The sequence below is a fragment of the Streptomyces sp. NEAU-174 genome (genome assembly GCF_052665095.1).
The window spans coordinates 1-21,082 of record NZ_JBQTCE010000002.1; the positions used below are offsets into that span (position 1 = coordinate 1).

6 protein-coding genes and 1 pseudogene are annotated in these 21,082 nt (G+C 72.5%); all 7 read left to right on the plus strand.

Features of this window, described 5'->3' with window-relative positions:
• A partial coding sequence (locus tag ACT2CW_RS05250; RefSeq protein ID WP_445515697.1) for an SDR family NAD(P)-dependent oxidoreductase occupies window positions 1-2,373 on the plus strand: 2,373 nt, incomplete at its 5' end.
• A gap of 47 nt (window positions 2,374-2,420) precedes the next feature.
• The gene (locus tag ACT2CW_RS05255; RefSeq protein WP_445515698.1) at window positions 2,421-9,071 is read left to right on the plus strand and encodes an SDR family NAD(P)-dependent oxidoreductase; all 6,651 of its coding nucleotides are present in this window, start codon (window positions 2,421-2,423) and stop codon (window positions 9,069-9,071) included.
• A gap of 76 nt (window positions 9,072-9,147) precedes the next feature.
• Window positions 9,148-14,961 carry a type I polyketide synthase gene (locus ACT2CW_RS05260; protein ID WP_445515699.1) on the plus strand — a complete coding sequence of 1,938 codons (5,814 nt, stop codon included), beginning with the start codon at window positions 9,148-9,150 and terminating at the stop codon, window positions 14,959-14,961.
• Window positions 14,962-15,008: 47 nt separating this feature from the next.
• Window positions 15,009-15,395, plus strand: a complete 387-nt coding sequence (locus ACT2CW_RS05265; RefSeq protein ID WP_199335961.1) for a nuclear transport factor 2 family protein — start codon at window positions 15,009-15,011, stop codon at window positions 15,393-15,395.
• A 35-nt stretch (window positions 15,396-15,430) separates the two neighbouring features.
• Entirely contained in the window at window positions 15,431-15,898 is a 468-nt protein-coding gene (locus tag ACT2CW_RS05270; RefSeq protein WP_137981537.1) for a nuclear transport factor 2 family protein, read from the plus strand.
• A 33-nt stretch (window positions 15,899-15,931) separates the two neighbouring features.
• Window positions 15,932-17,362, plus strand: a complete 1,431-nt coding sequence (locus ACT2CW_RS05275; RefSeq protein WP_445515700.1) for an NAD(P)/FAD-dependent oxidoreductase — start codon at window positions 15,932-15,934, stop codon at window positions 17,360-17,362.
• Window positions 17,359-20,973: pseudogene (locus tag ACT2CW_RS05280) on the plus strand (type I polyketide synthase); the annotation flags it as partial. The gene ACT2CW_RS05275 and the pseudogene ACT2CW_RS05280, both read left to right, overlap by 4 nt.
• Window positions 20,974-21,082 lie beyond the last annotated feature (109 nt).

Genomic DNA, 21,082 nt, shown 5'->3' on the forward strand with positions numbered 1-21,082 from the left:
TCCACCCTCACCCACAAACAACCCGACACCCACGCCCTCACCCACACCCTCGCCCAACTCCACACCCACGGCACCACCATCGACTGGACCAGCTGGTACCCCGCCACCCCCACCCCCCGCACCATCGACCTCCCCACCTACGCCTTCCACCACCAGCACTACTGGCTCGCCCCGCCCGCCCCGCGCGCCGACGGCCGTCTCAACGGCCACCACCCGGCCGAGGCCAGGCTCTGGGACGCCATCGAGGAGCTCGACGTCGATGCCCTCACCAGCACACTCCAGCTGGACAAGGACGGCCCCGGCGTCGACGCGCTGCTGCCCGCGCTCCCCGTACTGTCGACCTGGCGGCGTCGGCACCGCGAACGGTCCACCATCGACTCCTGGCGCTATCGCATCGCGTGGAAGCAGCTGCCGGACCCCGCCGCCGCGCCGGCGCTCAGCGGAACCTGGCTGCTGCTCGTGCCCTGCGGGCTGGAGGAGCACCCGGCCGTCCACGCCACCGTCCAGGCGCTGGACGCCCATGGCGCGGCCCATGAAGTCCTGTCGCTCGATGGCGCGGAGGCCCGACGTGACGCCCTCGCCCCACTGCTCTCACATCTCCCCGACGGCAGCACACCCGAGGGCATTCTGAGTCTGCTCGCGCTCGACCAGACGCCGCACCCCGATCACCCGTCCGTCCCCGCCGGGCTGGCCGCCACGGCCGCCGTTGTCCAGGCCCTCGGCAAGACGCCGCCGATCGCGCCCCTGTGGTGCGTCACCCAGGGTGCGGTGGCCGCCACCGCCACCGATCCGCTCCCCCACCCGCACCAGGCTCAGATCTGGGGTATGGGCCGGGTCGCGGCGCTGGAGCACCCCCACCTCTGGGGCGGTCTCATCGACCTCCCGGCCGACGTGGACGCCCGTACCCCCGCCCGTATCGCCGCCGTACTGGCGCCCGGTCAGCCCGAGGACCAGGTGGCGATCCGCGCCACCGCCCTGGCCCGCCGGCTGGAGCGCGCCGCCTGCCCGGACACCGCGCCCACCGCGTGGCGCCCCGCCGGTACGACTCTGATCACCGGCGGCACCGGCGGTCTTGGCGCCCATGTGGCCCGCTGGCTCGCCCGCCAAGGCGCACCCCGCATCCACCTCGTCAGCCGCTCCGGCCCCGACGCCCCCGGCGCCACCCAACTCGCCCAAGAACTCACCGTGTTGGGCACGGACGTCACCATCACGGCCTGCGACGTGGCCGACCGCACCGCACTCCGGCATCTCCTCGGCACCATCCCCGCCGAACACCCCCTTACCGCCGTCGTCCACGCCGCCGGGCTCGCGGAGAACACCCCGCTCGCCGAGCTGGACCTTCCGGGGATCGCGGCGGTGCTGCGGCCCAAGGCGCTCGCGGCCGCCCATCTCCATGAGCTCACCCGAGACCTCGACCTCAGCGCCTTTGTGCTCTTCTCGTCCGGCGCGGCCGCGTGGGGCGGTAGCCGACAGCCCTCGTACGCCGCCGCCAACGCCTATCTGGACGCCCTCGCCGAGCACCGCCGCGCCCGTGGCCTGCCCGCCACCAGCCTCGCCTGGGCGCCGTGGAGCGATGCGGGCATGGCCGCCGACGAGGCCGTCATCGACTACTACCGCCGGCGCGGGATGCGTCCCCTGGACACCGATCTCGCCATCGCCTCGCTCCAGCACGCCCTGGACCACGCCGACACCACGATCACCATCGCGGACATCGACTGGGAGAGGTTCCCGGCCGGTTTCACCGCGCAGCGGCCCAGCCCGCTGCTGTCCGACCTGGCCGCCACCGCGTCGCCGGGCGCCGATGCCACCCCGGACGCCGACGTGACGTTGAGCGGCTCGCTTCAGCGGCAGCTGACCACCGGCTCCCCCGCCCAGCAGCATCAGCTTCTGCTCCATCACATCCAGACGCACGCCGCCGCGATCCTCGGCCATCCGAGCATCGACGCGGTCCCACCCGCCCAGCCGTTCCAGGAGCTGGGGTTCGACTCCCTCACGGCCGTCGAATTCGGGCACCGGCTCTCCGCCGCCACCGGGCTCGACCTTCCGCCCACCCTCGTCTTCGACCACCCCACCCCCAAGGAGCTGGCCGACTATCTGCGCGAGCGGCTCGTCGAGGGGCAGCTGACCTCCGAGGGACATCTGCTCTCGGAGCTCGACCGGTGGGACTCGGTCTCGGAGCCATCGGCGGTGGACGAGGCGGCCCGTCGCCGGATCACCGGGCGGCTGCGGCTGCTGCTGGCCAAGTGGAGCGACACGGAACGGGAAACGGAGCGTTCCGCGGCCCACAGCGATCTCGAGACGGCGACGGCAGAAGACATCTTCGACCTCATCTCCGACGAGTTCGGGAAGTCCGACGAGCTCGGAAAGTCGTGAGCCCGATGACCCCCATCCTCCGCGACGCGCCAAGGAGCCTCCGCTAGATGTCGAACGAAGAGAAGCTGCTCGACCACCTCAAGTGGGTCACGGCCGAGTTGCGCCAGACCCGTGAGCGTCTGCGGGAGGCCGAGTCCGCCGAGCCGGAGCCCATCGCGATCGTGGGCATGGCCTGCCGCTATCCGGGCGGGGTGCGGTCGCCGGAGGAGCTGTGGCGGCTGGTGCGGGACGGCGAGGACGCCGTCTCCGGCTTTCCCGCGGACCGGGGTTGGGGCGTTGAGGAGCTGTTCGACCCGGATCCCGAAAGCTATGGGAAGTCGTATGTGGACCAGGGCGGATTCTGTTACGACGCGACCGAGTTCGACGCGGCCTTCTTCGACATCAGCCCCCGTGAGGCCCAGGCCATGGACCCCCAGCAGCGGCTGCTGCTGGAGACCGCGTGGGAGGCGTTCGAACGCGCTGGGCTCAATCGGGCGGCGCTGGGCGGCAGCAACACCGGGGTGTTCGCCGGGGTGGGTTCGCATGATTATCTGTCGGTCATCGGTGACATCACCAGCGAGGTGGAGGGCTATGTCGGCCCCGGGAACCTCGGCAGTGTGGTGTCCGGGCGGGTGGCGTACTCGCTCGGCCTGGAGGGGCCCGCGGTCACGGTGGACACCGCGTGTTCCTCGTCGCTGGTCGCCATCCACCTGGCGTGTCAGGCGCTGCGCCACGGCGAATGCGATCTGGCGCTGGCCGGTGGGGTGGCCGTGATGGCGACGCCCGGCGCGTTCATCGAGTTCTCCCGTCAGCGCGGCATGGCACCGGACGGCCGCTGCAAGCCGTTCGCGGCGGCCGCCGATGGCACGGGGTGGGGCGAGGGCGCCGGGTTGGTCGTCCTGGAGCGTCTGTGTGAGGCGCAGCGCCGCAACCGCCGTGTCCTCGGGGTGATCCGGGGTTCCGCGATCAACCAGGACGGGGCCAGCAACGGTCTTACGGCTCCGAACGGGCCGTCGCAGCAGCGGGTGATCCGGCAGGCCCTGGCCAACGCGCAGCTGTCCACCGCCGAGGTGGACGCCGTCGACGGACACGGCACCGGGACCACCCTCGGCGATCCGATCGAGGCCCAGGCGCTGCTGGCCACGTACGGCCAGGGCAGGCCGGAGGACCGGCCGCTGTGGCTGGGCTCGATCAAGTCCAACCTGGGGCACACGCAGGCAGCCGCCGGTGCGGCCAGTGTGATCAAGATGGTGATGGCGATGCGGCATGAGCTGCTGCCCGCCTCGCTGCACATCGACGAGCCGACGCCGCACGCCGACTGGGCGTCGGGTGCGGTGCGGCTGCTGACCGAGCCGGTCGCGTGGCCGCGCGGGGAGCGTCCGCGCCGGGCCGGTGTGTCCGCGTTCGGGATCTCCGGTACGAACGCCCATCTGATCCTGGAGCAGGCACCCGCCCCCGCCGGGGCGCCATCCGTCGCGACGGTGCCGACCGACGGCGACGGCGACGGTGTTTCGGCGGGTGGTGTGGTGCCGTGGGTGGTGTCCGGCCGTGGCGCCGAGGCGCTGCGTGGTCAGGCACGCGCACTGGCCGAACGAGTGGCCACCGACCCCGAGGTATCGCCGGCGGAAGTCGGCTGGTCACTGATCGCCACCCGGTCCGTCTTCGACCACCGCGCCGTCATCGTCGGCGAACACCGCGACGAACTCCTCACCGGACTCAACGCCCTGGCCACCGGCACCACCCACCCCACCATCATCGAACCCAACACCACCACCAGCGGCGGCATCGGACCCGTCCTCGTCTTCCCCGGCCAGGGCTCCCAATGGCTCGGCATGGGCGCGGGGCTGCTGGATGCCTCACCCGTCTTCGCCGCCCGCGTCGCCGAATGCGAACAAGCCCTCACCCCCCACGTCGACTGGTCCCTGACCGAAGTCCTGCGCGGCGGAATCAACGCCGCCGACCTCGCCCGCGTCGACGTCGTCCAGCCGGTTCTGTGGGCCGTCATGGTCTCCCTGGCCGCCGTATGGGACCACCACGGCATCACCCCCACCGCCGTCGTCGGCCACAGCCAAGGCGAAATCGCCGCCGCCTGCGTCGCCGGAGCCCTCTCCCTCGACGAAGGCGCCCGCATCGTCGCCCTCCGCGCCCACGCCCTCCGCCGCCTCGCCGGCCACGGCGCCATGGCCTCCCTCACCCTCAGCCAACACCAAACCCAAGAACTCCTCACCAGCCTCGGCGAACCAGCCCGCGACGTCGGCATCGCCGCCGTCAACGGACCCGGCTCCGTCGTCGTCTCCGGACCCCCGAACCAGGTCGCCCACACCGTCACCGCATGCGAACAAACAGGCCACCGCGCCCGACTCATCGACGTGGACTACGCCTCCCACAGCGCCCAAGTCGACGAAATCGCAGACGAGTTGAGGGAGTTGCTGTCGGGGATCGAGCCCGTCCAGGCCGAGGTGGCGTTCTACTCGACCGTCACCGGCACCCGCATGGACACCAGCAAGCTCGACACCACGTACTGGATCAAGAACCTCCGCGAACGCGTCCGCTTCGCCGACGCCGTACGAGCACTCCTCGACGACGGCCACCGCGTATTCATCGAAGCCAGCACCCACCCCGTCCTCACCATCGGCATGCAGGAGACCTTCGAGGAAGCCGGTGTGCCCGCGGCCGCGGTGCCGACCCTGCGCCGGGACCACGGCGACCACGCCCAGTTGCTGCGGTCGGTGGCGCAGGCGTTCACCGCCGGGGTCGAGGTCGACTGGACCCGCTGGTTCCCCGCCGACCCCGCACCCCGCACCATCGACCTGCCCACCTACGCCTTCCAGCGGCGGCGGTACTGGCTGGACGGGCGGGGTGGCCACAGTGGCGACCCGGGCGACCTCGGGCTGGGGTCCGCCGAGCATCCGCTGCTCGGCGCCGCCGTGGAACTCGCGGAGGGCGGCACCCATCTGCTGACCGGCCGGCTGTCGCCGCGGACTCATCCATGGCTGAACGACCACCGGGTGCTGGACACCGTCCTGCTACCGGGCACCGCCTTCGCCGAGCTCGCCCTGCACGCGGCCGCGCGGACCGGCTGTGACCATGTGGCGGAGCTGACTCTGCACGCACCACTGGTGATTCCGCAGGGCGAGGCGGTCGATGTGCAGATCGCCGTGGCCGCTCCCGACCACACCGGTGAGCGTCCGATCACGGTGCATTCACGGCCGGCGGGCGACGCCGGCGACGCGGCCTGGACCCGGCATGCCACCGGGGCGCTCGCCACCTCCGCCGCGTCCAACTCCACGGCTATGGAGGGGGCTTGGCCGCCTCCCGGGGCGACACCGCTGCCCGTCGAGGACTTCTACCGGCAGCTCGCCGACCACGGCTACCACTACGGACCGTCCTTCCAGGGCCTCACCGCCGCGTGGCGGCTGGACGGCGATGTCTACGCCGAGGTGGCCCTGCCCGAAGGGGAGCGCGAGGGCGCGGCCGCGTACGGCATCCATCCCGCCCTGTTCGACGCCGCGCTGCACGCCCGTGCTCTGGACGTCGCCCCCGGCTCCGAGGACGCGCACCGGATCCTGCTCCCGTTCACCTGGAGTGGTCTGCGGCTGCGCGCCACCGGCGCGGACACCCTGCGGATCCGCATCACCCCGACGGCATCGGACCGGCTCACCCTGCTCGCGGCCGATCCGACCGGCGCGGCCGTGGCCGTTGTGGACGACCTGATCCTGCGCCCGGTGCCGGACGAGCAGTTGGGCCGGGCGCGTGCGGCGGGCAGGAACTCGCTGTTCCAGCCTGTCTGGACGCGGGTGACACCGGCCGAGGGCGGCTCCGCGGGCCGTTGTGCCGTGATCGGCCCGGAGGGCGGTCCCCTGGCCGACGCGCTGCCCGACGCCTCCCACCTCCCGGATCTCGCGGCGGTGCGCGCGGCCATGGCGGACGGGTCCCCGGCCCCCGATGTGGTGTTCGCCTTCTTCGGCTCTTCCGCCGACGGCCGGGACGATCCGGCGGAGCGCGCCCATGACCTGGGCAGGGCGGCCCTCGGGGTACTGCGGGAGTTCCTCGCCGCGCCCGAATTCGCCGACACCCGGCTGGCGGTGGTCACTCGTAGGGCGGTCGCCCCGCAGAGCCATGACGATGTCCACGATCTGCCCGCCTCCGCCGTGTGGGGTCTGGTGCGCAGCGCTCAGTCGGAGAACCCCGGCCGGGTCCTGCTGCTCGACCTCGACGGACTCGATCCCGACGGACTCGACCTCGACGGACTCGACCCCGACACACGGGACGACTCGCGGCGGGCCCTGGCCGGCGCCGTGGCCTCGGGCGAGCCCCAGCTGGCGCTGCGCGACGGGGTGGCGTACGTACCGCGGCTGGTCCACGACGACGCGGCCAAGCGGCTCGCCCCGCCGGAGGGGTCGGCCACGTGGCGTCTGGGGCTGACCGGCCACGGCAGCCTGGACCAGCTGGCGCTGGTCGACTGTCCGGACAACACCCGCCCGCTGGGCCGGGGCGAGGTCCGGGTGGCGCTTCGGGCGGGCGGGGTGAACTTCCATGACGTCGTCGTGGCCCTGGGCATGGTGGAGGACCCCAGGCCACTGGGCGGCGACGGCGCGGGCGTGGTCGTCGAAGTGGGGCCCGGCACCGAAGAGTTCGCGGTGGGCGACCGGGTCATGGGCCTGTTCAACGGCACCGGACCGCTGGTCGTCACCGACGTCCGGATGATCACCCGGATCCCCGCGGGGTGGTCCTATGCACAGGCGGCCACCACACCGTCCGCCTTCCTCACCGCCTACTACGGTCTCGCCGATCTCGCGGGGCTGCGGGCCGGGGAGAAGCTGCTGCTGCACGCGGCCACCGGCGGGGTGGGGCTGGCGGCCGTGCAGCTGGCTCGCCACTGGCAAGCCGAGGTGTTCGCCACGGCGGGACCCGCGAAGTGGCACGCCCTGCGGGAGCGCGGTTTCGACGACCGTCATATCGCCTCCTCGCGCACCCTCGACTTCGAGGAGGTCTTCCGCACCGCCGCCGGATCCGTCGATGTGGTGCTCAATTCCCTGGCCGGTGACTTCATGGACGCGTCGTTACGGCTGCTGGCCCCCGGCGGTCGCTTCATCGACATGGGCCGGACCGACGTCCGCGACCCCGAGGAGGTCGGCGCTCGCCATCCGGGGGTCGTCTACCGCGCGTTCGACCTGGTCGGCGGGGCGGGTCCGGACCGTATCCAGCAGATGCTGGCCGAGTTGTCGACGCTGTTCGAGAACGGGACGCTACAACCGCTCCCGACCACGTTGTGGGACATCCGCAGGGCTCCGGAGGCATTCCGCTACTTCAGCCAGGCCCGCCACATCGGCAAGATCGTGCTGACGCTCCCCACCGCCCTCGATCCGGAGGGCACGGTCCTCATCACCGGTGGCACGGGCACCCTCGGCGCCGCCACCGCCCGCCATCTGGTGGCCCACCACGGCGTACGGCGGCTGCTGCTCATCAGCCGTCGGGGCCCCGACGCCCCGGGGGCCGCGGAACTGGCGGCCGAACTGACCGAACTCGGCGCACATGTCTCCATCGCGGCGTGTGACGCGGCCGACCGGGCCGCCCTGGCCAAGCTGCTGGAGACCGTTCCGGACCGCCATCCGCTCACCGCCGTCGTCCACGCCGCCGGGCTGCTGCGCGATGCCACGGTGGAGGCGCTCACGCCCGACCAGCTCGATGAGGTGTTGCGGGCGAAGGCCGACGCGGCGTGGAATCTGCATGAGCTCACCCGCGACACCGGGCTGTCGGCGTTCGTGTTGTTCTCCGCGGCCGCCGGGCTGCTGGGCGCCGCGGGCCAGGGCAACTACGCGGCGGCCAACGCCTTCCTGGACGCGCTCGCCGTGCACCGTCATGCCCAGGGCCTGCCCGCCACCTCCCTGGCCTGGGGATATTGGGCCCAAGCCACCGGGATGACCGGGGGGATGACGGACGCCGACCGGGCGCGGCTGGCACGAGCCGGGATGGTGGGGCTGGAGACCGAACAGGGTCTCGCACTGCTCGACATCGCGCTCGACAGCGGCCTGCCAACCCTGGCGCCCATCCGGCTCGACCTGGCCACCATGCGGCGTGAGGCCCACGCCGACGATCTGCCGCCCCTCTTCAGGAGCCTGGTGCGCGGCGCCGCCCCGCAGGCGGCCACCGGGGCCATCGCCTCGGGCGGGGCGGCACCGGCGGAGGCGTTCGCCGCCATGTCCGGGGAGGACCGGCAGCAGACGCTCCTGAAGCTGGTGCGCAACGCCACGGCGACGGTGCTGGGCCATGACACGGCGGATGCCGTCCACCCCACCCAGAACTTCCGGGAACTGGGCTTCGACTCGCTGACCGCCGTGGAGTTGCGGAACCGGCTGAGCGCCGCCACCGGTCTGCGGCTGCCCGCCACGCTGGTCTTCGACCACCCCACGCCCACGGCGGTGGTGCGGCTGCTGGAGGAGCTCCTGGCCCCGGCCGGGGCCACGTCGGCGGACTCGCTCCTCACCGGCCTCGACTCCCTGGACGCCGCCTTGACCGGGGGGATCGCCGACCGCGAGCAACGGACCCGGATCGCGGCCCGGCTGCGCGAACTGCTGCGCAAGGCGGACGGCCCGTGGCAGGACGCGGAAGGCGACGCCGACACCGACGCCGAGGCGGATCTGGCGTCGGCCAGCGACGAGGAGTTGTTCCGGGCGCTCGACAACGAACTGACCGTCTCCGACGACGGCCTCCGATGAACCAAGACCACTGGAACAGGACCACTGGGTCAAGACCGCTGAATCAGGACAGCCGTGACGATCGGGTTGATGCGATATGACGGATGACGAGAAGCTCCGCAGCTATCTCAAGCGGGCGACCGCCGATCTGCGTCTGGCCAGGCGGCAGTTGCGCGAGGTCGAGGACCGCGCCCGGGAGCCCATCGCCATCGTCGGGATGGCCTGCCACTTCCCCGGCGACGTGGCGACCCCCGAGGACCTGTGGCGGGTGGTGGACGAGGGTGTGGACGTCATCTCCTCGTTCCCCGAGGACCGTGGCTGGGACCTGGAGAACCTCTACGACCCCGATCCCGAGCACGCCGGTACCAGCAGCGCCCGCGAGGGCGGGTTCCTGCGCGATGTGGCCGACTTCGACGCCGAGTTCTTCGGGATCAGCCCGCGTGAGGCCGCGGCGATGGATCCGCAGCAGCGGCTGCTGCTGGAGACGGCGTGGGAGGCGTTCGAGCGCGCGGGGCTCACACGGGAGGCGCTGAGCGGCAGTGCCACCGGGGTGTTCGCCGGGGTGGACTCGTACCACTATCTGTCGCTCATCGGCCAGACGACGAGCGACTCGGCGGGCTATGTGGCCACCGGGAACCTCGGCAGCGTGGTCTCGGGCCGGGTGTCGTACTCGTTCGGCCTGGAGGGGCCCGCGGTCACGGTGGACACGGCGTGCTCATCGTCACTGGTGGCCACGCATCTGGCGTGTCAGGCGCTGCGGCAGGACGAGTGCTCGCTGGCCCTCGCGGGCGGGGTGACGGTGATGGCCACGCCCGGTGGGTTCACCGAGTTCTCGCGCCAGCGCGCGCTCTCCCCGGACGGGCGGTGCAAGGCGTTCGCCGCGGCGGCCGACGGCACGGGCTTCTCCGAGGGCGTCGGCCTGGTGCTGCTGGAGCGGCTTTCGGACGCACGGCGCAACGGGCGCCGGGTGCTGGCGGTGATCCGGGGCTCGGCGGTCAACCAGGACGGTGCGTCGAACGGTCTGACGGCGCCGAACGGGCCGTCGCAGCAGCGGGTGATCCGGCAGGCACTGGCCAACGCGGGGCTGTCGCCGTCCGAGGTGGACGCGGTGGAGGCACACGGTACGGGCACGACGCTGGGTGATCCGATCGAGGCTCAGGCGCTGCTGGCCACGTACGGAGTGGACCGGCCGGAGGGGCGTCCGCTGTGGCTGGGCTCCATCAAGTCCAACATCGGGCACACCCAGGCCGCCGCCGGGGTGGCGAGCGTCATCAAGATGGTGCAGGCCCTGCGGCATGAGGTGCTCCCCGTCTCACTGCATATCGACGAGCCGACCCCGCATGTGGACTGGGGTGCGGGCGAGGTGCGGCTGCTGACCGAACCGGTCGCGTGGGCGGCGGACGGACGGCCGCGCCGTGCGGGTGTGTCGTCGTTCGGGATCTCCGGTACGAACGCCCATCTCATCCTGGAGCAGGCACCCGAACCCGAACCGGCCGAGGCCGCCCCCGCGCCGGACACGTCGGGGGACGGTGTTTCGGCGGGTGGTGTGGTGCCGTGGGTGGTGTCCGGGCGTGGCGCCGAGGCATTGCGTGGTCAGGCACGCGCACTGGCCGAACGAGTGGCCACCGACCCCGAGGTATCGCCGGCGGAAGTCGGCTGGTCGCTGATCGCCACCCGGTCCGTCTTCGACCACCGCGCCGTCATCGTCGGCGAACACCGCGACGAACTCCTCACCGGACTCAACGCCCTGGCCACCGGCACCACCCACCCCACCATCATCGAACCCAACACCACCACCAGCGGCGGCATCGGACCAGTCCTCGTCTTCCCCGGCCAGGGCTCGCAGTGGCTCGGCATGGGCGCGGGGCTGCTGGACGCCTCCCCCGTCTTCGCCGCCCGCGTCGCCGAATGCGAACAGGCCCTCACCCCCCACGTCGACTGGTCCCTGACCGAAGTCCTGCGCGGCGGAGTCAACGCCGCCGACCTCGCCCGCGTCGACGTCGTCCAACCCGTCCTATGGGCCGTCATGGTCTCCCTGGCCGCCGTATGGGACCACCACGGCATCACCTCCGCCGCCGTCGTCGGCCACAGCCAAGGCGAAATCGCCGCCGCCTGCGTCGCCGGAGCCCTCTCCCTCGACGAAGGCGCCCGCATCGTCGCCCTCCGCGCCCACGCCCTCCGCCGCCTCGCCGGCCACGGCGCCATGGCCTCCCTCACCCTCAGCCAAAACCAAGCCGAGGAGTTCCTCACCGAACTCGGTGAAGCCGCCGAGGGGGTGGGCGTGGCCGCCGTCAACGGGCCCGGATCGGTGGTGGTCTCCGGACCCCCGGACCAGGTCGCCCACACCGTCACCGCATGCGAACAAACAGGCCACCTCGCCCGGCTCATCGACGTGGACTACGCCTCCCACAGCGCCCAAGTCGACGAAATCGCCGAGGAGTTGAACGAACTCCTGGCCGGTGTCAAGCCGGTGCCGGGCCACGTGGCGTTCTACTCGACCGTCACCGGCGCCCGCATGGACACCAGCGAGCTCGACACCGCCTACTGGGTCAAGAACCTCCGCGAACAGGTCCGCTTCGCCGACGCCGTACGAGCACTCCTCGACGACGGCCACCGCGTATTCATCGAAGCCAGCACCCACCCCGTCCTCACCATCGGCATGCAGGAGAGCATCGAGGAGGCGGGGGTCGAGGCGGTCACCATCCCGACCCTGCGGCGCGACCACGGTGGCCCCGCCCAGTTGCTGCGGTCGGTGGCGCAGGCGTTCACCGCCGGGGTCGAGGTCGACTGGACCCGCTGGTTCCCCGCCGACCCCGCACCCCGCACCATCGACCTGCCCACCTACGCCTTCCAGCGTGAACGGTACTGGCTGGACGGCGAGGGCGGGCCGGGTGGCGATCCGGCCGATCTGGGGCTGATGGCCGCCGGGCATCCACTGCTCGCCGCCGCCGTGGAACTCGCCGACGGCAGCACTCACGTGCTCACCGGCCGGATCTCCACGCGGTCCCATCCCTGGCTCGCCGAGCATGTGGTGGCGGGCGCGGTGCTGGCGCCGGGCGCGATGCTGGTGGAGTGGGCGCTGCGGGCGGCCGACGAGGTCGGCTGCGGCGGGGTGGAGGAACTGGCGCTCCAGGTTCCGCTGGCGCTGCCCGAGTCCGGTGGGCTGCGGGTGCAGGTGGTAGTGGGTGCCGCGGCGGAGGACGGGCGGCGTGAGGTGCGGATGTACTCGCGCCCCGACCTCCCCAATCATCCCGACCGGCCCGGCGGCCCCGACGGCGTCGGCCACGCCCCGGCCCTCGATTCCGGCCCGGACACGGAGTGGGTGTGTCATGCCGTGGGCGTGCTCGCGCCCGCCGCCGACGCACCCGCGCCGGTGGAGGGCCTGGGCGGGGCATGGCCGCCGCCGGGCGCGGAGCCGCTGGACGTCGGCGCCTTCTACGAGCAGGCGATGGCGGCGGGGTACGGCTATGGCCCCGCGTACCAGGGGCTGACGGCCGCCTGGCGCCAGGGCGGGGATGTCCTCGCCGAGGTGGCGCTGCCCGATGCCGCCGGAGGCCGGGACGGATTCGGCATCCATCCGGTGCTGCTGGACGCGGCGCTGCATACGTCGCTGCTGATGGACCGGCCCGAGGGGCAGGAGGACGACGGCCAGGTGTGGTTGCCGTTCGCCTGGAACGGCGTGTCCCTGTGGGCGACCGAGGCGGCCACGGTACGGGTCCGGCTGTCGCGGGACGAGGAGCGGCAGTCGCTGCGGCTGACGGTGGCGGACACAGTGGGCGCCCCGGTGCTGACGGTCGACTCGCTCGTCACCCGTCCGGCCGCGACGGACCGGCTGCGCACGGCCACCCGTGCCGTGGACGGGCTGTTCACCCTGGACTGGACGCCGCTGCCCGCTCCGGCCACCGCTCCGTCCCCCGCCTCGGTGGTCGGCGACGGCGGCTGGGTGGTGCTGGGCGAGGACCGGCTGGGGCTGGCGGAGCCGGTCCGGACGGACCTGGGCGATGCGGTGGCGTGCCACCCTGACCTGGAGGCGCTGATCGCGGCCGTCGACTCGGGCGAGCCCGCCCCTGCCGTCGTCCTGGCCCAGCCGTACGCCGCCGAGGGCGGCCACGGGGACGGCCTGGAGGCGACCGAGGAGTTGCTGGGGCTGGTGCAGTCCTGGCTGCGGCGCCCGGCGTTGGCCGACACGCGGCTGGTGGTCGTCACACGTGACGCGGTGGCAACGGGCAAGAGCACCGATTGCGCCGACGCCATCCACGACAACACACTGGACCCGTCCGGTGCCGGGGCATGGGGGCTGATCCGCAGCGCCCAGTCGGAGAACCCGGGCCGGTTTGTGCTGCTCGACCTCGCTGAGAGCCCCGAGAGCCCCGAGAGCCACGAGGACCGCGAGGGCCTCGTGGCGGCCGTGGTGCGCGCGATCGAGGCGCATGAGCCCCAAGTGGCGGTGCGGGACGGACGGGTGCTGGTGCCCCGGATGGTCCGCGCGAGGGCCACCCCCGGCCCCGCCGTCGACGGCCAGGACCAGGAGGACACCACCGGAATCGACACCGATGGCACCGTACTGATCACGGGCGGCACCGGCACCCTGGGCGCTCTGGTCGCCGAACACCTGGTGCGCACATGGGGAGTCAGGCATCTGCTGCTGGTGAGCCGGAGCGGCCCCGAGGCCGCCGGAGCCGATGAACTCACCGACCGGCTGACGGAGTTGGGGGCTCAGGTACACATCATCGCGGCCGATGTCACCGACCCGGACGCGGTGGCCGACCTGGTAGGCGGGGTCGATCCCGCGCATCCGCTGACCGGTGTGGTCCACGCGGCCGGGGTGCTGGACGACGCCGTTCTCACCACCCAGACCCCGGAGCGGCTGGCGCGGGTGTGGCGCCCGAAGGCCACAGCCGCGGCCCATCTGCACGCCGCGACCGCGGAGCTGCCGCTGTCCCTGTTCGTGATGTTCTCCTCCACGGCGGGCACGCTGGGCGCCTCCGGGCAGTCCAACTACGCCGCTGCGAACGCCTATTGCGACGCCCTGGCCCCCCGGCGCCGCGCCCTCGGCCTGCCCGGGCTCTCGGTGGCGTGGGGCCTGTGGGCGGACGCCAGCGGGATGACCGGGCATCTGGGGGAGACGGACCGGGCCAGGATGAGCCGGTCGGGTATCGGGGCGATGTCCAGCGAGCGGGCGCTGGGGCTGCTGGACGCCGCCGTGCGCCACGGCCACCACCATCTGATCGCCATCGACCTGGACGTACGGGCGCTGTCGGGTCAGCCGGCGCTCACCCTGCCCGCTCCCCTGCGGGCGCTCACCGGAGGCGGTACGGCCCGGCGTACGGCGGCCACCGCCCGGCCGCACACCGACTGGGCCGGTCATCTGGCCGCGCTGCCGGTGGCGGAGCAGCGCCGTACGCTGCTCAATCTGGTCCTCACCCATGCCGCGGCGGCGCTGGGCCACTCCGACCCGGGGCGGATCCAGACCGAGCGCGGCTTCCTGGAGCTCGGCTTCGACTCGCTCACCGCGATCGAGCTGCGCAACAGGCTGACGGCCGTGACCGGGCTGCGACTGCCCACCACCCTCATCTTCGACCACCCGAATCCGGCCGCGCTCGCCGTCCATCTGCACACGGAATTGGCGCCCGAGGATGTGGATCCGCTTCCCCCCATGCTGGGCGAAATCGACAGGCTGGAAAGCGCGCTGCTTTCCGTGGCCCAGAACGAGACCGCGCATGAGGCGCTGCTGAAGCGCCTTCAGTCCACGCTGTCGAAACTGGGCGCCCTGCACGGCGGCGGGACGGAGGAAGGCCGAGCGGCAGGCCGTATTCAGGACGCCACGGCCGACGAGATCTTCCAGTTCATCGACCAGGACCTGGGCCGAAGCGAAAGCGACGGAGAGCATGCACATGGGGGCACACGGTGATTGATGAGCGAAGCCGGAAGAAGCTCATTCTCGAGCACAGCCGCCGGATGAACGCCGCGGATATCGACGGGCTGCTCGAACTCTACGCGGACGAGGTCACCTTCGAGGATCCGGTCGGATCGGGGCGCAGGACCGGGCGGGACGCCCTTCGTGCGCATTTCGAGGAGCTCGCCGCGGCGGGTATCACCGAGATTCCCGGTGAGCCGGTCGCGGGGCAGGACGGGGTGCATGTCCTGGTGCCGGTGACGGCCACCATGGACTATCTGCCCAAAGGCCCCGGCTTCGCCGAGCGCGGCTGGCTGACGGCCCCGGACGCCCCGGAGAACTCCCGTATCACCTGGGACTACGTCCTGATGATGCGCGCGGGGGCCGGTGGCCTCATTCAGGAATTGCAGATGTTCTGGGGGAGGTCGGACATTGGTATCGCCGGCTGATCCCCCACCACCCCGGCACCGCACAGGAGGCGTTCATGGCCGATGAGGCGACCCTCAAGAGGATGGCTCTGGAATACGCGCGGCGCATGAACGAGGGTGATGTCGAGGCCGTATTGGAGCTCTTCTCGGACGACATCGTCTTCGAGGACCCGGTCGGCGCGCCCCCGCTCATCGGAAAGGACGCGCTTCGCGAACACATCGCCTGGTCCATCGAATGCCAGGTGCACGAGACCCCGGGCCGTCCGGTCACCTCGATGGACGGCCGCAGGGTGGCGGTGCCGACCACGGTCACGGTGTACGCGCCGGCCAAACTCACCTTCAGCATCATCGGCGTGATCGAACTCGGTGATGACGGACTGGTCCATCACGCCCAGGCGTTCTGGGGCATCACGGATACCAAAGTGGGCGACGGCCCCGAACTCACCGGTGTCGCACATTTCATGGCGGTCACCCAGAACCTCGCCAAGATGGTCCAGGCCAAGGGCAGCCCCAGTCCGATGTAAAGCCGTAAGCGGTGAAGGGACGAAAGCGAAACCATGACCGAACCCACACACGGAATCGTTCTGGGCGGAGGCTGGGCGGGAATGCTGGCCGCCCATGTGCTGGCCCGCCATGTGGAGCGCGTCACCGTCGTGGAGCGCGATGTGCTGCCGGACGGCCCCCGGCACCGCAAGGGATCGCCGCAGGGACGCCATGTCCATGTGCTGTGGTCCAGCGGTGCGCGCATCGTGGACACGCTGCTGCCGGGCATGATCGACCAACTGCTCGACGCGGGCGCCCGCCGGATCGGATTCCATCAGGACCTGGTGACCTTGACGTCCCACGGCTGGCAGCACCGCTTTCCACCGCGGCAGTACGCCCTGATGTGCACCCGTCCGTTCCTGGACTGGAAGGTCCGCGACCGGGTGCTCGCCACCGGGCGGATCACCGTGCGCCAGCGCGCCGAGATCCTCGATCTGGTCGGCGACGCCAAACGGGTCTCCGGGGTCCGGGTGCGTGACATGGACACCGGGGCGGGCGAAACCCTGGAGGCCGATCTGGTGGTCGACGCGTCCGGGCGCGGCTCCCGGCTCCGGCACTGGCTGTCGGCGCTGGAGGTGCCGCCGCTGGAGGAGGACATCGTCGACGCGGGCATCGCCTACGCCACCCGCGTGTACCAGGGTCCGCCGGGCGCCGCGGCCGGATTCCCCGCCGTCAACGTGGCCGCCGACCACCGGCTGCGCGAACCGGGCCGGTTCGGGGTGGTGTATCCGCAGGAGGACGGCACCTGGATGGTGACCCTGTCGTGCACCCGGGGCGCCGGGCTGCCCACCCACGACGACGAGTTCCTGCCCTACGCGCGGACGCTGCGCCATCCGCTGGTCGCCGATCTCATCGCGCTCGCGAAGCCACTGACCTCGGTGGCCGTCTCGCGGGTCGGCGCCAACCGGCGGCTGTATCCGGAGCGTCTCGACATCTGGCCGGAGGGGCTGCTGGTGCTGGGGGACGCGCTGGCCGCGTTCAACCCGATCTACGGCCATGGCATGAGCTCGGCGGCTCGCGCGGCCGCCGCCCTGGACGCCGGGCTCCGGCGGTCCGGGATCGCCGGGGGAACCACGCACCGGGTCCAGCAGGCGATCAGCGCCACCGTGGACGACCCCTGGATCATGGCCGCGTCCAAGGACGTGGAGTACGTCAACTGCCGGATGAACACGACGGATCCACGGCTGACCGGCGGGGCCGTGGCGCGGCAGCGCTTCTCCGATCTGATCGCCGACCGGTCGATCCGCTCCTCGGCGGTGTGTGATGTGGTGACCGACGTCATCAGCCTCACCGCCCCGCAGTCCGAGCTGGCGTCCAGCGGCTTCCTTTCGCTGATGCAGAAGGACCGGGTACTCCCGGAGCTCACGGAGCCGCCGCTGACCGCCGATGAGCTCGCGCTGGTGGATCTGAGCCCGCGCAGCGCAGTGGGTGCGGGCGGCTCATGAGCAACGAGGAAAAGCTCGTCGACTATCTCAAGTGGACCACGTCCGAGCTCCATGAGACCCGGCAGCGGCTGCGGGAGGCCCAGGAGGAGCTGGAGGAGCCGATCGCCATCGTCGGCATGTCCTGCCGCTTCCCCGGCGGGGTGCGCAACCCGGCCCAGCTGTGGGACCTGGTGGCCGAGGGGCGGGACGCCGTCTCCAGCTTCCCCACCGACCGGGGCTGGGACCTGGAGAACCTCTACCACCCCGATCCGGAGCACCACGGCACCTCGTACGTCCGGGCCGGCGGCTTCATCTACGACGCGGCCGACTTCGACGCGGAGTTCTTCGACATCGGCGCCCGGGAGGCGGCGGCCATCGAACCGCAGCAGCGGATGTTGCTGGAACTGGCGTGGGAGGCGACGGAGAGCGCGGGCATCGATCCGCACACCCTGCGGGGCAGCCGGACCGGCGTCTACACGGGGGTGATGTACCACGACTACGCCTCGCGTCTGGACGAGATCCCCGAGGGTCTGCTGGGCCATGTGGGCAACGGCAACGCGGGCAGTGTGTCCTCGGGCCGGGTGGCGTTCACCCTCGGTCTGCGGGGCGCGGCCGTCAGCCTGGACACCGCGTGTTCGTCGTCGCTGGTGGCGATGCATCTGGCGGCCGGGGCGCTGCGGCGGCGCGAGTGCACGCTGGCGCTGGCCGGTGGCGCCGCCATCATGTACACCGCGAGCGTGTTCCAAGTGGCCTCCAGCCAGCGCCAGTTGTCGCCCGATGTCCGGTGCCGGTCGTTCGCGGACGCCGCCGACGGCATGGTGTACGGGGAGGGCGCCGGTCTGCTGCTGCTGGAGCGGCTGTCGGACGCCCGGCGCAACGGCCATCCGGTGCTGGCCGTGATCCGCGGCTCGGCGATCAACCAGGACGGTGCGAGTACGGGCATGGCCGCGCCCAACGGCCCCGCTCAGCAGCAGCTGATCCGTGACGCGCTGGCGAACGCCCAGTTGTCCACGGGGGACGTGGACGCGGTGGAGGCGCATGGCACGGGTACCGCGTTCGGCGACTCCATCGAGCTCCAGGCGCTGCTCGCCACGTACGGCCAGGAGCGTCCGGACGACCGGCCGCTGCTGCTGGGATCCATCAAGTCGAACATCGGTCATACGCAGGCCGCCGCCGGAATGGCCGGTGTGATCAAGATGGTGATGGCGATGCGCCGGGGCGTGCTGCCGCGTTCGCTCCACATCGACCGGCCTACCCGGCTGGTGCACTGGCGCAAGGGCGCGGTGCGGCTGCTGACCGAGCGGATGGACTGGCCACGGGTGGACCGGCCACGGCGGGCCGGTGTGTCCTCCTTCAGCGCCAGCGGCACCAACGCCCATGTGATTCTCGAGGAGTTCACCGAGCCGGTGGAACACTCCGCCGACGCCGGTGGCGCTCGCGACCCGGGGGTGGTGCCGTGGGTGCTGTCCGCGCGGGGCGCGGCGGCGCTGCGCGGCCAGGCCCGTGCGCTGGCCGCACATACGGCAGCCGCTCCCGGGCTCTCCCCCACGGACGTCGGCTGGTCACTCGTCACCACGCGGTCGGTGTTCGACCACCGGGCGGTCGTGGTCGGCCGGGGGCCGGACGAGCTGCGAGCGGGGCTGGCCGCGCTGGCGGCCGGTGAGCCGCATCCCTCCGTGGTGGGGCCCGGTGTGGCCCGTACCGGCGCGGCGGCCCCGGCGAGCGGGACGGTGTTCGCCTTCGGTGGCGAGGGCGGCCATCCGCCGGGGACGGGCGCCGGGCTGTACGGCCGGTTCCCCGTCTTCGCCGCGGCCTTCGACGAGGTCGGTGAGGTGCTCGGGGTGAAGGGGGTAGCCGACGTGTCCTCCCGGGCCGGGCTGTTCGCCCTCTACATCGCGCTGGCCCGGCTGCTCGCCTCGGTGGGGGTGCGGCCCGACGGGGTGGTGGGCTGCGGGGTCGGTGAGATCGCAGCGGCGCACATCACCGGTGCTCTGGACCTCGCCGACGCGTGCCGACTGGTGGCCACCGAGGCCGATCCGGGCGCGGTGGAGTACGAGCGGCCGCCCATGCCCTCGCTCGACGAAGCCGGTGCGGTGTGGGAGCTGGGGCCCGGGGCGATGCTGCCCTCCGCCCCGGCCGCGCTGGTGCTGTCGCCCTTCCGTAGCGAGGGGTCCGAGGTGCGGGAGCTGATGCGCGGCCTGGCCCGTATGCACACCATGGGCGCCACCGTGGACTGGGCCGCCCTGTTCGACGGCGATCCGGCTCCCCGCGCGGTCGCGCTGCCCACGTACGCCTTTCAGCGAAAGCGCTACTGGCTGGAGAACGAGGCTCCGGCGGATGCCGTGCCCACGGTGGAGACCTGGGCGGAGGCCGAGTTCTGGGATGCCGTGGAACGTTCGGACGCGGCGGCCCTGACCCGGGCGCTCGAAGTGCCCGCCGGCCGGCGGGAGGCGCTCGCGGAGCTCCTGCCCGCCCTGGCCACCTGGCGGCGGCAGCGGGAGTGGCGCCACCGCATCGGCTGGAAGCCCCTCCCCGACCCACCGGCACCACGGCTGACCGGCACCTGGCTGGTCGTGACGTCCGGCGACGGCGAGGACGACCCCATGGTGGCCGCCGTGACCACCGCGCTGCGCGACCATGGCGCGGAGACCGTCGTGGTCGATCCGAACACCACGCCGTCCCTTGCCGGGCGGCCGGTCGCCGGGGTGCTCTCCCTGCTGGCGCTGGATGACGACCGGCCGGGGTCCGACGACGGGCGGCGCCTTGAGCCGGCCCCGACCGTGGAGTTGTTCGAGGCGCTGCGGCGCGCCGGGGTCGAGGCCCCGGTGTGGCTGGCCACCCGCGGTGGCGTCAGCGTCGACGTGGGCGATCCGATGTCCCGTCCGGAGCAGGCCGGGTTCTGGGGGTTGGGGAGCGCGCTGGCGATGGAGCGTCCACGCTGCTGGGGCGGGCTGGTCGACCTGCCCCACAGGTTCGACGACCGCGCGGGGCGGCGGCTCGTGGGCGTGCTGGCCGGGGCGTACGGCGAAGTGGAGGTGGCCGTACGAGGCGACAGCTGCTTCGCCCGGCGCCTGGTGCGCGATGTCCCCACGGCCCCGGCCACCCCCGCCCGACGGCTCCGGGGGACGGTCCTCATCACGGGCGCCGCCACCGCCCTGGGCGGCCACACCGCCCGCTGGGCGGCCGAGGACGGCGCCGAACACCTGCTGCTCATCGACAACACCGCGCCACCGGCCGCCGACCTGGTGGCCGAGCTCGGCGCCTCGGGCGTACGGACGTCCGTGGCCACCCTCGATGTGGCGGACCCGGAAGCGCTGGCCGCTGCCGTCGCGGGCATTCCCGCGGAGTTCCCTCTGACGGCCGTCCTGCATCTCACGGCGCCCCTGGCCGCGGAGGCGGGGCAGCTGGAGGTGGCGCGGATCGAGCGCGAGTGGGCCGCCACGGTGGCGGGCGCGGAGAACCTCTGCGCCCTCGGCAGCGACCACGAGCTGTCGGCCCTGGTGCTCGGATGCTCGGTCGTGGGCGTCCTGCCCAGCCCGGGCCTTGGCAACCAGGCGCCGGCGCACGCCTACTTGAGCGCGCTCGCCCAGGAGTGTCGGGCGAGGGGCGTTCCGGCGACCTCGGTGTGCTGGGGCTCGATCGACGACCCCGACACGGCCGTCGGCGCCGCCAAGCAGCTGCGCGCCAACGGGCTGCCCGCACTCCCCCAGCGCTCGGCCGCCGCCCTGCTGCGGCAGGCGG